Below are 13670 nucleotides of genomic sequence, written 5' to 3' on the forward strand. Positions count from 1 at the left end.
CCTGTCCTAGCCCACCCGCCCGCCCGTTTGAAGGCGGCGAGACGATGGCGCGGTCTCGCAGTCTTCTCGTTCGAACGCAAAGAGGGCCGGGCGCCGCGTGGCGACACCCGGCCCCGGACGGCCGCCCGCAGAAGGGACGGGACGCGAACGGCCGTTGGGATGGGGCGCAGCCTCTTTCGCGGCAGCGCCCGGTCGGGATGGTGGCCGTCCAGCCAGCGATGAGGGGAGGTCGGGAACCCTCAGCTTTTCGCTGGGGCTCCCGACCCCGAACGGCTGCCCGCAGAAGGGACGGAATGCAGGCGGCCGTTTGGCGGGGGACGGATCGACGGCGATCCGCCCGGATGAGGGCTGGCGCCGCGCGGCGAGGGTGCGCGGGCCGGATGGAGGTGTGCGAGGTCGGGAACCCCCTTCGAGGTTCCCGACCCCAAGCGGCTGCGTCGGAAGGGACGGGACGCCGCTGCCGTTGGCGAAGAGGCGGGGCCGCGATGCGGCCGAGCCTCGATGAAAAACTTTGTGCGCCTTCCTAGCCGCCGAAGCCGAGGCGGCTGGCCGGGCTGGAGGCGCGGCGCTCCTCGTTTCGGAACCGGTCGAAGTCGCGGCGGTCGTATCCGCGCGTCCAGCCGAGACGCTCGGAGCCGAGAATGTCCCCGTCGCCGGCATCGAGCGCGATGCGGAACACCGCACCGTTGGCCCGCACGGCGGTGACGACGTAGCGGTCGCGGCGCAGACGGATGTCCTCGATCCCGACGAAACCCGAGCGTCGAAGAATCCGCTCGATGCGCTGCTCCGACAGGACGCCGTGCGCCGCACCGCGTCCCTCCTCGCTGCCCTGGCCGCGGAACGCCTCGTCGTTGCGAAGGGCCTCGCGACGGGGCTCGAGCCGTGCGCTGCGCCAGTCGAGCCCGTCGTCGCGCTCCACCCCGATGCCTCCGGCCGGTGCGGCCGAGGCGGGCAGTGCGACAGCCCAAACGCCGAGCGAGACCAGAAGCGCTGCGAGAACCCGTATCATGCCAACCTCCCGACGGATGCCGGATGAACGCCGGCGGCTCTGGGGGACCCCTGCCGCTCGAAGGAGCGGCTGCGGATCGTTGGAGCCACCATGATGCCGATCACGTGAACGGGATCGGAAGGCGACGTTCATTTTCGGTTCAGGCTGCGGGCGCGATCGCCCGGCCTTGCGAAAGCGCCTTGGAAACAGGACGATGCGGCCTGTCGGAAAATTCGCATGCGGCGATCTTGAAGCGTTTTTTCCGCTTTCCCATCTGAACCTTGCGGTCGCCGAAACGGGGCCGCTGGCCATCGGGACCATCGCCGCCTCGGGCGGGATGCTCTTATCCCATCGCTACGTTCGCAAACCTGTTGCTTCCTATGGAGAACGATCATGCGTGCTTATGATTTCGCCCCCCTCTATCGCTCCACCGTCGGCTTCGACCGGCTCTTCTCCAAGCTCGACACGCTCGGCACGGCCGAGAACACGCAGAGCTATCCGCCCTACAACATCGAGCGCACCGGCGAGAACGCCTACCGCATCACCATGGCGGTGGCCGGCTTCGGCGAGAGCGAACTCTCGATCGAGTCGCGCGAGAACGGGCTGACCGTGACCGGCGAGAAGGCCGAAGAGAAGAGCGAGGGCTCCGAGTTCCTCTATCGTGGGATCGCGGGCCGCGCCTTCGAGCGCCGCTTCCAACTGGCCGAGCATGTCGAGGTGAAGGGGGCGACGTTGAAGAACGGTCTCCTGCACATCGATCTCGTCCGCGTCATTCCCGAGGCGCTGAAGCCCCGCAAGATCGAGATCGCCACGGCCAATGCCAACGCGCGGTCGATTGAGGCCACCGCCGCCTGATCACGGGCGGAGCGGGATAGAAGAGGAAAGCGGCGTCCTTCGGGGCGCCGTTTTTCGTTGAGCGGCGGTCGTTTTGAGTGGCAGCTCGCGGCCAGGTCGGAGGCGGGTCCGGATCCCTGGCTTTTGCAGCGTTGGTGGCTCTTGCCCGCTGCCTTGACCGAAAGCCGCGCGGCGAAATCATGCCGACGTCTCGGCATGGATCCCGGGTCGAGCCCGGGATGACGAGAGGTTTTCGGTGTCGGGGGAGAGTGAAAGAGGTTGGCTGCGGCGTGGTCCGTCAGCCTCTCGGCCTCTTCTTCAGGCGATAGCGGCGGCGAAGCGGGTGACGTCGGCGGGGTCGGTGGACCAGCTGGTGACCAGCCGGATGAGCTGTTCGTCCTCGCCGATCAGCGTCGGGCTGCCGTGGGGCGGGTTCCAGTCGTAGAAGACGGCGCCCTCGGACCGCAGCTTGGCGGCGGTGGTCTTCTCGACGATGGCGAAAACCTCGTTGGTGCGCGTGTTCCAGGCCTCGCGCGCATGGGTGGAGCGGCGGATCCCCTCGCGCAGGGCATCCGCCATCGCGTTGGAATGGGCGGCGAGCTTCAGCCACAGGCCCTCGTCGAGATAGGCGAGAAGCTGCGCCGCGACGAAGCGGGTCTTCGAGAAGAGCTGGGCGCCGCGCTTGCGGATGTAGGGAAACTGCCGGGCCTTGTCGGGGTCGAAGAAGACCACCGCCTCGGCGCACCAGCAGCCGTTCTTGGTGGCGCCGAAGGAGAGGATGTCGACGCCCGCGCGCCAGGTCATCTCGGCGGGCGAGGCGTTGGTGGCGACGAGCGCGTTGGCGAAGCGCGCGCCGTCCATGTGCAGCGTCAGGTCGCGCTCGTGGGCGATGCCGGCGATCACCTCGATCTCGTCCACGCTGTAGAGCGTGCCGGCCTCGCCCGGCTGCGACACGGTGACCGCCATCGGCTGTCCCGCATGGATGAAGTCCGGCCGGAAGCGGGCGAGCTCGCGTCGGAGGTTGTAGGGGTCGATGAGGCCGTTCGCCCCGTCCACCGGCGCCATGCGCGCGCCGTGGGTGAAGAATTCGGGCGCGCCGCACTCATCCTCCACCACATGCGCCTCGCGGTGACAGAGCACCACGCCGCCCGGCCGGTTGACGGCGGCAAAGGACAGCGAGTTGGCGGCGGTGCCGGTGCCCACGAAGAACACGGCGACCTCGCGCTCGAACACCTCGTTGAAACGCCGCTCCACCGCCTTGTCGATGTCGCTGGCGCCGTAGGCGGCCGCCATGCCGGCGGCGTTGGCCTCAAGCGAGGCATTGATCGCCGGATGGGCGCCGGACCAGTTGTCGGATGCAAAGATCATGGGGCCTGCCTACCGCCTCGCCGGGCGCCGAACAAGACGGGAGATCCGATGCCGCGGCGCACCCCGCTTCAACTCGCGCGCGGGCCGGGTTAGAACGGATCTTGTCGGAGGCGCGCAAGTCTGGCATAAGCTCGGCAATAGGTCAGCATTGCTGCCCTAAATGCGCGGGCTTGAGGGCCCGGCGCGAGACGCGAGACGACAGCCTGAGCCAGCGGCGCGGACGACCCGAGGGTCGAACCGTGCCCGTCGGGCTGCGAGGAAGGGGGCCGGTCCATGGTGGGACGGCGCCCCGCGAAACGAGGGAGACCGCCGTGATGACGAACGAGACGCCATCCATCATCGAGGACGCCGCCGCGACGGTCGCGAACGCCCCGATCACCGCGGTCAAACCCCGGACCCTGCCGAAGCGCCAAGGGCTTTACGATCCGCGCCGCGAGCACGATGCCTGCGGCGTCGGCTTCATCGCGCACATGAAGAACCAGAAGTCGCACTCGATCGTCGAGAAGGGGCTCCAGATCCTGGAGAACCTGACGCATCGCGGCGCCGTCGGTGCCGATCCGCTGATGGGCGACGGCGCGGGCATGCTCGTGCAGATCCCACACGAATTCCTTAAGGCCGAGATGGCCGGACAGGGCGTCGAACTCCCCGAGGTCGGCCAGTACGGCGTCGGCTTCGTCTTCATGCCGCAGGACGAGACGCGCCGCCTGCACTTCAAGGAGCTCTTCGAGAAGGCCGCGGCCGAAGAGGGCCAGACCGTGCTCGGCTGGCGCGACGTGCCGGTCGACAACGCCTCGCTGTCGAAGGCGCCCGAGATCATGGCGACCGAGCCGGTGCATCGGCAGGTCTTCATCGCGCGCGCGCCTTCGGTGGAGAGCGACGACGATTTCGAGCGCAAGCTCTTCATCATCCGCAAGGTCGTGTCGAACCGCGTCTATGCGGAAGCGGCCGGCGAGGAATCCGACTTCTACGTCGTGTCGCTCTCCTCGCGCACGGTGGTCTACAAGGGCATGTTCCTCGCCTATCAGGTCGGCGCCTACTACCGCGACCTGAAGGACCCGCGCTTCGAGACGGCGCTCGCGCTCGTCCACCAGCGCTTCTCGACGAACACCTTCCCCTCCTGGAAGCTCGCCCACCCCTACCGGATGGTCGCCCATAACGGCGAGATCAACACGCTGCGCGGCAACGTCAACTGGATGGCGGCGCGTCAGGCTTCGGTGGATTCCGAGCTCTTCGGCAACGACATCTCCAAGCTCTGGCCGATCTCCTACGAGGGCCAGTCGGACACGGCGTGCTTCGACAACGCGCTCGAATTCCTGTGCGAGGGCGGCTACCCGCTGGCGCATGCGATGATGATGCTCATTCCCGAGGCGTGGTCGGGCAACAAGGAAATGGCGCCCGAGCGCCGCGCCTTCTACGAGTATCACGCCGCGCTGATGGAGCCCTGGGACGGGCCGGCGGCGGTGTGCTTCACCGACGGTCGCCAGATCGGCGCGACGCTCGACCGCAACGGCCTGCGGCCGGCGCGCTATGTCGTGACCGACGACGATCTGGTGATCCTCGCCTCGGAAGCCGGCACGCTGGAGATCCCGGAGGAGCGGATCGTCAAGAAGTGGCGCCTGCAGCCGGGCAAGATGCTGCTCATCGATCTCGAGAAGGGTCGCATCGTCTCCGACGAGGATATCAAGGGCGAGATCGCGTCGGCCAATCCCTACAAGGACTGGCTGAAGTCGACGCAGCTCATCCTCGAGGACCTGAAGCCCGTGGCGCCGCGCGCCTCGCGCGCCGACGTGTCGCTGCTCGATCGCCAGCAGGCCTTCGGCTACACGCAGGAGGACACGCGCATCCTGATGGCGCCGATGGCGACCACCGGCCAGGAAGCCATCGGCTCGATGGGCACGGACACGCCGATCTCCGCCATGTCGGAGAAGTCGAAGCTCCTCTACACCTATTTCAAGCAGAACTTCGCGCAGGTCACCAACCCGCCGATCGACCCGATCCGCGAGGAGCTCGTCATGAGCCTTGTGTCCTTCATCGGTCCGCGCCCCAACATCTTCGATCTCGAGGGCACTTCGCGCCGCAAGCGGCTGGAGGTGCGCCAGCCGATCCTCACGAACGGCGATCTCGAGAAGATCCGCACGATCGGCCACACCGAGGACCGTTTCGACACCAAGACGATCGACACGACCTATCCCGTGGTGCAGGGCGCCGAGGGTATGGCCGGGGCGCTCGACCGCCTGTGCGAGCGCGCGGAAGCGGCGGTGGTGGGCGGCTACAACATCATCATCCTGTCGGACCGGCAGGTCGGGCCGGATCGCATCCCGATCCCGGCGCTGCTCGCCTGCGCCGCCGTGCATCATCACCTGATCCGCAAGGGCCTGCGCACCGCCGCCGGCCTCGTGGTGGAATCGGGCGAGCCGCGCGAGGTCCATCACTTCGCCTGTCTTGCCGGCTACGGCGCCGAGGCGATCAACCCGTATCTGGCCTTCGACACGCTGCTCGGCATGCACGAGCGCGGCGACTTCCCGCCCGAGGTCGACGCCAAGGAAATCGTCTCGCGCTTCATCAAGTCGGTCGGCAAGGGCCTTCTCAAGGTCATGTCCAAGATGGGCATCTCGACCTACCAGTCCTATTGCGGCGCGCAGATCTTCGATGCGATCGGGCTGCAATCGGGTTTCGTCGAGCGCTACTTCTTCGGCACGGCGACGACGATCGAGGGCGTCGGCCTCGACGAGATCGCCCGCGAGACGGTGGAGCGCCACACGCTCGCCTTCTCCGACGATCCCGTGCTGGCGCGCTCGCTCGAGATCGGCGGCGAATACGCCTACCGCATGCGCGGCGAGGCCCATATCTGGTCGCCGGACGCGGTGGCGACGCTGCAGCATGCGGTGCGCCTCGAATCCTACGAGAAGTATCGCGAATACGCCGCGCTGGTGAACGAGTCCGACGTCGCCAACTCCTCGATCCGCGGCCTGTTCAAGATCAAGATGGCCGAGGAACTGGGTCTTGCGCCCGTTCCGCTCGACGACGTGGAATCGGCGGCGACGATCGTGCGTCGCTTCTCCACCGGCGCCATGAGCTTCGGCTCGATCTCGCGCGAGGCGCATGCGACGCTCGCCGTCGCGATGAACCGGATCGGCGGCAAGTCCAACACGGGCGAGGGCGGCGAGGAGCCCGACCGCTATCTCAAGCTCGTGGACGGCACGCAGAACCCGGAACGCTCGGCGATCAAGCAGGTGGCCTCCGGCCGCTTCGGCGTGACCACCGAGTATCTCGTCAATGCCGACATGCTGCAGATCAAGGTCGCGCAGGGCGCCAAGCCCGGCGAGGGCGGGCAGCTGCCCGGCCACAAGGTCGACGCGACGATCGCCAAGACCCGCCATTCCACCCCCGGCGTCGGCCTGATCTCGCCGCCGCCGCACCACGACATCTATTCGATCGAGGATCTGGCGCAGCTCATCTTCGACCTGAAGAACGTCAACCCGGAAGCCGCGATCTCGGTGAAGCTGGTGTCGGAGGTCGGCGTCGGCACGGTGGCCGCGGGCGTCGCCAAGGCGCGCGCCGACCACATCATCGTGTCGGGCTACGACGGCGGCACCGGCGCCTCGCCGCTGACCTCGATCAAGCATGCCGGCTCACCTTGGGAAATGGGTCTCGCCGAGACGCAGCAGACGCTGGTGCTGAACGGTCTTCGCTCGCGCATCGCGCTGCAGGTCGACGGCGGGCTCCGTACGGGCCGCGACGTGGTGATCGGCGCGCTGCTCGGCGCCGACGAGTTCGGCTTCTCCACCGGTCCGCTGATCGCGGCCGGCTGCATCATGATGCGCAAGTGCCACCTCAACACCTGCCCCGTCGGCGTCGCCACGCAGGACCCGGTTCTGCGCAAGCGCTTCAAGGGCACGCCCGAGCACGTCATCAACTTCTTCTTCTTCATCGCCGAAGAGGTCCGCGAGATCATGGCGGCGATGGGCGTTCGCACGGTTGCCGAACTCGTCGGCCACTCCGAGCGCCTCGACAAGCGGGAAATGATCGATCACTGGAAGGCGCGCGGGCTCGACTTCACCCGGATGTTCTACAAGCCCGAGGCGGCGCACGAGGAGACGCTCTGGACGCAGCGCCAGAAGCATCCGATCGACGACGTGCTCGACCGCAAGCTGATCGCCGAGGCGATGCCGGCGTTGCAGACGCGCCAGCAGGTGACGATCAACACCGCGATCTCCAACGTCGACCGTTCGGCCGGCGCCATGCTGTCGGGCGAGGTCGCCAAGCGCTACGGCATGAAGGGGCTCGCCGACGACACGATCAAGGTGCGGCTCACCGGCACTGCCGGCCAGAGCTTCGGCGCGTTCCTTGCCCGCGGCGTCACGTTCGAGCTGGTGGGCGACGGCAACGACTATGTCGGCAAGGGCCTGTCGGGCGGCAAGCTGATCGTGCGGCCGCGCGAGGACACCCGCATCGTACCGGAGGAGTCGATCATCATCGGCAACACCGTGCTCTACGGCGCGATCTCGGGCGAGTGCTACTTCCGGGGCGTGGCGGGCGAGCGCTTCGCGGTGCGCAACTCCGGCGCCATCGCGGTGGTCGAGGGCGTCGGCGACCATGGCTGCGAGTACATGACCGGCGGCGTCGTCGTCATCCTCGGGCACACGGGCCGCAACTTCGCGGCCGGCATGTCCGGCGGCATCGCCTATGTCTACGACCCCGAAGGCAACTTCGCCGATCGCTGCAACATGGCGATGGTGGAACTCGAGCCGGTGCCGGAAGAGGACGACCTCCTCGAGAAGCTGCACCATCACGGCGGCGACCTCCAGCACAAGGGCCGGGTCGACGTCTCCTCCTCGATGACCGGGCACGACGACGAGCGGCTCTACCAGCTGATCTCCAACCATCTCCACTACACGGGCTCGGCCCGCGCCAAGGAGATGCTGGACAGCTGGGAGACCTACCGTCCGAAATTCGTGAAGGTCATGCCGGTCGAATACCGCCGGGCGCTTCTCGAAATGGAGCGCATGCGCATGGGCATCGCCGCGGAGTAGCCACGCGCTGGCTTGCCGCTATATCGCCGACGAGAGGCCGCGACCGGTGTCGCGGCCTTTTTCGTCAGGGGAGAGCAAGCATGGCCGATCTCAAGCTCTGGGGCTTCAACGGCTCCACCTATGTCCGCACGGTGCGGATGCTGCTCGCCGAGAAGGGCGTGACCGACTACGAGCAGGATCCGGTGAACGTGCTGGCCGGCGAGCCGCACAGCCCCGAACATCTCCAGCGCCATCCGTTCGGCAAGGTGCCGGTCATCGAGCACCAGGGCTTCCGCGTCATCGAGACGGCGGCGATCACGCGCTACCTCAACTCCGCGTTGCAGGGCCACGACCTCGTGCCCGCCGAGCCGCGCGACGTCGCGCGCATGGACATGGTGATCTCGATCATCGACTCTTATGGCTACGGGTCCATCCTCGGCGGCGTCGTCGCCTATCATCTCTTCCCCGAGTTCGTCGGCGGCAAGAACGAGAAGGCCCATCACGAGGGGATCGAGAAGGGCAAGGCGGTCATCACCGAGCTCATGAAGATCAAGGGCGCCTCGCCCTTCCTCGCGGGCGACGACCTCTCGATCGCCGATCTCTATCTCGCGCCGCTCATCACCTACGTCGCGATGACGCCGCACAAGGACGAGTTCCTGGCTCTTCCCGGCATGGCCGATTGGTGGACGCGCATCGGCGCCCTCGACAGCTTCAAGGCGACGGCCCCGCAATAAGGAAACACTGAGGCCGCTCGTCGCCCTCGCGCGTTCGAAGGCGACGGCCGTCCGGCATCCGCCCACCCCTTGCGGCCCTTCCGAAAATAGGGCAGTAGTGCTGTCGCATTTAGCGTGCGCGATCGTGGCTTCGGCTGCGACCGTCCCAGCTCGGCCGGCACGCGAAGTTTGGACGCGTTCTATTTGGGCGCGGGTTCGTGTAAGGACGGTCCGAAGGCTCGGCGCGGGTCATATCCCGCCGGGCCTTTTCGCTGCGAGCGGACCCGAATGCGGACGGCTACGGCCATCGACCGCCGCGTCGATGGAATTGGGGACATCGGATCGCCCGCGCACGTCTCGTGCCGATCGGGCGTCCGTCAGGGACGGGAGTGGCGCATGGGTAAGGTCACGGGCTTTCTCGAGATCGATCGGCAGACGGCGAAATACCAGCCGGCGTCGGATCGCATCCGCCATTTCCGCGAGTTCACCCTGCCGATGTCCGACGCCGAAGTCGGCAAGCAGGCGGCGCGCTGCATGGATTGCGGCATCCCCTATTGCCACGGCCCGACCGGTTGCCCCGTCCACAACCAGATCCCCGACTGGAACGACCTCGTCTATGCCGGCGACTGGGAGACGGCCGTCCGCAACCTGCATTCGACGAACAACTTCCCCGAATTCACCGGCCGCATCTGTCCCGCCCCGTGCGAGGAGGCCTGCACCCTCAATCTCGAGGACTCGCCGGTCGCCATCAAGACGGTGGAGCAGGCGCTCGCCGACAAGGCCTACAAGCTCGGCCTCGTGGTGCCGCAGCCCGCGACCACGCAGTCCGGCAAGCGCGTCGCGGTGATCGGCTCGGGGCCGGCCGGTCTGGCCGCCGCCCAGCAGCTCGGCCGCGCCGGGCACCGCGTCGACGTGTTCGAGCGCGAGTCGAAGCCGGGCGGCCTGCTGCGCTATGGCATTCCCGACTTCAAGATGGAGAAGCACTGGATCGACAAGCGCGTCGAGCAGATCTCGGGCGAGGGCGTCACCTTCCATTGCGGCGTCGAGATCGGTCGCGACCGGATGCTCGCCGACCTTCAGGCCGAGTACGACGCGATCGTCTATTGCGGCGGCGCCGAGCGTCCGCGCGATGCCGGCATCCCCAATCACGGCCTGTCGGGCATCCACGACGCCATGCCCTATCTCGTGCAGCAGAACCGGCGCGTCGGCGGCGAGCCGGTGCAGAGCCGCGGCTGGGCCGCAGGCGAGATCTGGGCCGGTGCCAAGCATGTCGTGGTGGTCGGCGGCGGCGACACGGCGTCCGACTGCGTCGGCACCGCCTTCCGCCAGGGCGCGGTGAAGGTCACGCAGCTCGACATCCGGCCACAGCCGCCCAAGACCGAGAACAAGCTGGAAGTCTGGCCCTACTGGGCGACGAAGATGCGCACTTCCTCATCACAGGCCGAGGGCGCGGTGCGCGAGTTCCAGGTGGCGACGCTCGAATTCGTCGGCGAGGACGGCGTCCTGACCGGCGTCAAATGCGCCGAGGTCGACGAGCGTCGCAAGCCGATCGCCGGCACCGAGTTCGTGATCAAGGCCGACCTCGCCTTCATCGCCATCGGCTTCGCCGGACCGTTCGAGACCGGGCTCCTCGCCGAAGCCGGCGAGGCCCTGTCGAAGAAGGCCGACAGCCGCGGCAACGTCGCGGTGGCCGCCGACGACACGTCCTACCGCACCTCGATGGACAAGCTCTATGTGGCGGGCGACGTGCGCCGCGGCCAATCGCTCGTGGTCTGGGCGATCCGCGAGGGCCGGCAGGCCGCGCGCGCGGTGGATCTCGAACTCATGGGTACGACGACCTTGCCGCGCTGAGCGGCATCGATCCGGACATGCACAGGAAAGGCGGTCTCGCGGGGCCGCCTTTTTTCATGGGACGAAGTGTCGCGAGGTCTCTCGCGGCGACGGGGAGCGGCGACCGGGAGGGGCGCTCGTCCGCCGACGAGGGGTTCGGTCGGGCGGCGAGCGACGCTCGGAACCGGGGTTACGGCGTGGATGCGCCGCCGGCGGGCGCGGGGACGAGGGCGCCGGCGGCTTTGGCGGCCGCGGCGGCTGCATCGTCGGCGGAGGCTGCAGCCGAGCCGGCGCGGCGCAATTCGTCGAGCGTCGTCGAGCCGCGAAAGACGATGGCGTTGTCGCGTGTTGCCGGCGCCACGGCGGTGCCGCGGCCCGTCCAGTTGAACTGGTCGGCGCGCCCTTCGGCGGCGGCGACGGGCGAGCCGCCACGCACGAGGTTGTCGCGCGGGCTGCCGGCGCCGGCCGGGGTCGCCGTCTTGGCCGCACCGCCGAGCAGCGTTTCGCCGCCATCGAGGCCGGGATCGCCGAAGGACATGGGCGGCGTCGCGACGGCCGTCGCGGCCTGGCTGGCGACGCCCGGCAATTCGGCGGCCGAAAGCTGCTGTGTTCCGAGGCTGGCGACGAGATCGTCGACGTTCAGGCCGAGGATCTTCGTCACCGGCTTCTCGACGAAATAGGCGAGCTTGTCCTGACCCGCGGGCGTCATTGTGATGCCGTCCGAATTGCGCAGTCGCACGGTCTGGCCGGCCATGTCCGGCCCGGAGGCGGCGAAGGCGCCGGCCGCATCCGTGAAGCCGCCCCAGACATCGACGAACTCGCCGCCGACCCGCAGCGCCGCCGTGCGGTAGAGGTCGTTGAAATAGACCATGTCCTCGCTGGCGCGATCGGACTGGAAGGCGGGCATGCCGACCCAGACGAGCGGCACGCCCTTCGCCTTCACGGCGTCGGCGAGCGCCGCGACGCGGTCCGCATAGGCGCTCGCCCATTCGGGCGTGCGCAGCGCCAGCGTCGAGGAGCCCTGGCGCAGCGCCTGCCGGTCGTTCGAGCCGAGCATCACCACCACGGCGGCGGGCTTCGCCTCGTCGATGGCTGCGCCGATCGAGGCGGGCCAGTCGTAATGGTCGTCGCGCACCAGTCCGGAGGAGCCGTTGGCGCGTCCGACGACGCGGATCTCGCGGCTCTCGGCGACGGCATCCTCGAGGCCGGTGGCCAGCGAAGCGGCCATGAAGTCGCCGACCACGAGGATGGTGCGGGCGGTCGCGCTCTTTTCGACGGGCGCAGCGGCCACGGCGGCGGCAGCGCCGGCCCCGGCACCCGCGGCGGCCGTCGTTGCAGCGCGGCGGGCGGACGCCGAGCCCGGCCGGGCGGCGCTCTGCGCCTGCGCGGGCTTGCGTTGTTTGCGGACCTTCTTGATCACCCGGCGGGGCGCCGGCGCGCCGTCCTGGAACTGAGCCGGCGGGCGCGCCTGCTGGGGCGTGCCGAACAGCATGTCGAGGATGCCGCGCCGCTGCTGGGCCTCGGCCGGCGCGGGCATGGAGACGAGCCCCGCACAGCCGAGGGCGAGGACGAGCGAGACGGACAGGAGCCCTTCGCCGAAGCGTGTGCGACCGGTCCGCTGGCCCATGATGATCAATGCCTCCTGAGAAGGTCGAGCAGCGCCTTCGAGGCGTTGCCGTCCTCCGCGACGCCGGTGCGGCGCTGATAGGCGGTGATCGCCGTCTTCGATCCCTCGCCGATCTTGCCGTCGATCTTGCCGTCGTACAAGCCGTGCTGCGTCAGGCGCTGCTGCATCTCGTAGCGCTCCTGCATCGAAAGCGGCGTGTAGCCGCGCGGCCAGGACTGCGCGAAGTCGCCGCCGCCGCCGATCCGGTCGGCGAGATGGCCGACGGCGAGGGCGTACTTGTCGGCATTGTTGTAGCGCTTGATGACGAAGAAGTTCTTCGTCATCAGGAAGGCCGGGCCGTTCGCGCCGGCCGGCATCACCAGGTTGGCGTTGTCGCCGCCATTGGGGAAGGGGCGGCCGTTGGCGCGGCGGAAGCCGAGCTTCTCCCAGGCCGCGAGCGTCCGGTTGGAGCCCTTCAGCTTGGCGGCGCCGGCCGGCGCCACGATCTCGTAGCCCCAGGTCTTGCCGGACTGCCAGCCGTTCTTCTTCAGAAGATTGGCGGCGGTGGCGAGCGCGTCGGGCACCGAGCGCCAGATGTCGGGATGGCCGTTGCCGTCCATGTCCACCGCATAGGCCTGGTAGCTCGTCGGGATGAACTGGGTGTGGCCCATGGCGCCGGCCCAGGAGCCGGTGAGCCCTTCGGGCGTCACGTGGCCGGCCTGCACGATCTTGAGGGCGGCGATGAGCTGCTGGCGGGCGAACTTGGCGCGCTTGGGGTCCATGTAGGCGAGCGTCGCCAGCGCCTGCGGCACGCTCTTCATCACGTCCGTGCGCTCGAGGATGCGGCCGTAGTTGGATTCCATCGACCAGATCGCGAGGAGCACGTCACGGTCGACGCCGAAGCGCTGTTCGATGCGGTCGAGCCAGGGCTTGAGCTGCGCCTCGGCGCGGCGGCCGTCGGCCACCGACTCGTCGTTCACCCGGTTGTCGAGATAGTCCCAGATCGTGTCCTTGAACTCGGGCTGGAAGCGCGCCTTCTGGATGACGTCGAGATCGGGCTCGTCGACGCCGGCAAAGACGCGCTCGTAGACGCGCGGGCTGATGCCGGCCGCCACCGCGGTCTTCTCGAACCCGTCGATCCAGCGACGGAAGCCCGCATCGGCCGCGGCGGGGGACACGGCTCCGAGGCTGAGGGCCAACGCGAGGCCAAGCGCGCCGAAGCGGGTGAACGGCTTGAGGATCGGTGCGGGCATCGGGGTCTTCCTCCGGTCGACGGACAGTTTTCCAGGGTTTCGACTGTAGCGGCAGGGAAGTGAACG

General features: G+C 68.4%; 8 protein-coding genes. 4 read left to right on the forward strand and 4 right to left on the reverse strand.

Features of this window, described 5'->3' with window-relative positions:
* Positions 1-523: 523 nt before the first annotated feature.
* Positions 524-1009 carry a hypothetical protein gene (locus AUL33_RS07730; protein WP_062206176.1) on the reverse strand — a complete coding sequence of 162 codons (486 nt, stop codon included), beginning with the start codon at positions 1007-1009 and terminating at the stop codon, positions 524-526.
* Between the two features lie 372 nt (positions 1010-1381).
* Between AUL33_RS07730 and AUL33_RS07735 the strand changes: the two genes are divergently transcribed.
* The gene (locus AUL33_RS07735; protein ID WP_062206179.1) at positions 1382-1843 is read left to right on the forward strand and encodes an Hsp20 family protein; all 462 of its coding nucleotides are present in this window, start codon (positions 1382-1384) and stop codon (positions 1841-1843) included.
* Between the two features lie 297 nt (positions 1844-2140).
* On the opposite strand, the gene AUL33_RS07740 is transcribed toward AUL33_RS07735, so the two are convergent.
* Entirely contained in the window at positions 2141-3190 is a 1050-nt protein-coding gene (locus tag AUL33_RS07740) for a low specificity L-threonine aldolase (protein ID WP_062206182.1), read from the reverse strand.
* Positions 3191-3504: 314 nt separating this feature from the next.
* Between AUL33_RS07740 and gltB the strand changes: the two genes are divergently transcribed.
* The 3 genes from gltB (at position 3505) to AUL33_RS07755 (ending at position 10766) form a co-directional block, all read left to right on the forward strand.
* On the forward strand, positions 3505-8223 hold the full coding sequence (gene gltB, locus AUL33_RS07745; protein ID WP_082652412.1) for a glutamate synthase large subunit: 4719 nt from the start codon (positions 3505-3507) through the stop codon (positions 8221-8223).
* A gap of 80 nt (positions 8224-8303) precedes the next feature.
* Positions 8304-8936, forward strand: coding sequence for a glutathione S-transferase family protein (locus AUL33_RS07750; RefSeq protein WP_062206185.1), 633 nt, complete (start codon positions 8304-8306; stop codon positions 8934-8936).
* Between the two features lie 375 nt (positions 8937-9311).
* Positions 9312-10766 (forward strand): glutamate synthase subunit beta, encoded by a 1455-nt coding sequence (locus AUL33_RS07755; protein WP_062206188.1) that lies wholly within the window; start codon positions 9312-9314, stop codon positions 10764-10766.
* A 169-nt stretch (positions 10767-10935) separates the two neighbouring features.
* On the opposite strand, the gene AUL33_RS07760 is transcribed toward AUL33_RS07755, so the two are convergent.
* Both AUL33_RS07760 and AUL33_RS07765 read right to left on the reverse strand, forming a co-directional pair.
* Positions 10936-12372, reverse strand: coding sequence for a DUF459 domain-containing protein (locus AUL33_RS07760; RefSeq protein WP_156419324.1), 1437 nt, complete (start codon positions 12370-12372; stop codon positions 10936-10938).
* 5 nt (positions 12373-12377) lie between these two features.
* Positions 12378-13604 (reverse strand): lytic murein transglycosylase, encoded by a 1227-nt coding sequence (locus tag AUL33_RS07765; RefSeq protein ID WP_062206194.1) that lies wholly within the window; start codon positions 13602-13604, stop codon positions 12378-12380.
* Positions 13605-13670 lie beyond the last annotated feature (66 nt).

It is taken from the genome of Aureimonas sp. AU12 (assembly GCF_001463705.1).
Classification (GTDB): Bacteria; Pseudomonadota; Alphaproteobacteria; order Rhizobiales; family Rhizobiaceae; genus Aureimonas.

Bases quoted from the DNA above. Each gene is read 5' to 3' on its own strand.
- AUL33_RS07730 (WP_062206176.1), bottom strand. From the start codon at position 1,009: ATGATACGGGTTCTCGCAGCGCTTCTGGTCTCGCTCGGCGTTTGGGCT.
- AUL33_RS07735 (WP_062206179.1), top strand. From the start codon at position 1,382: ATGCGTGCTTATGATTTCGCCCCCCTCTATCGCTCCACCGTCGGCTTC.
- AUL33_RS07740 (WP_062206182.1), bottom strand. From the start codon at position 3,190: ATGATCTTTGCATCCGACAACTGGTCCGGCGCCCATCCGGCGATCAAT.
- gltB (WP_082652412.1), top strand. From the start codon at position 3,505: ATGACGAACGAGACGCCATCCATCATCGAGGACGCCGCCGCGACGGTC.
- AUL33_RS07750 (WP_062206185.1), top strand. From the start codon at position 8,304: ATGGCCGATCTCAAGCTCTGGGGCTTCAACGGCTCCACCTATGTCCGC.
- AUL33_RS07755 (WP_062206188.1), top strand. From the start codon at position 9,312: ATGGGTAAGGTCACGGGCTTTCTCGAGATCGATCGGCAGACGGCGAAA.
- AUL33_RS07760 (WP_156419324.1), bottom strand. From the start codon at position 12,372: ATGGGCCAGCGGACCGGTCGCACACGCTTCGGCGAAGGGCTCCTGTCC.
- AUL33_RS07765 (WP_062206194.1), bottom strand. From the start codon at position 13,604: ATGCCCGCACCGATCCTCAAGCCGTTCACCCGCTTCGGCGCGCTTGGC.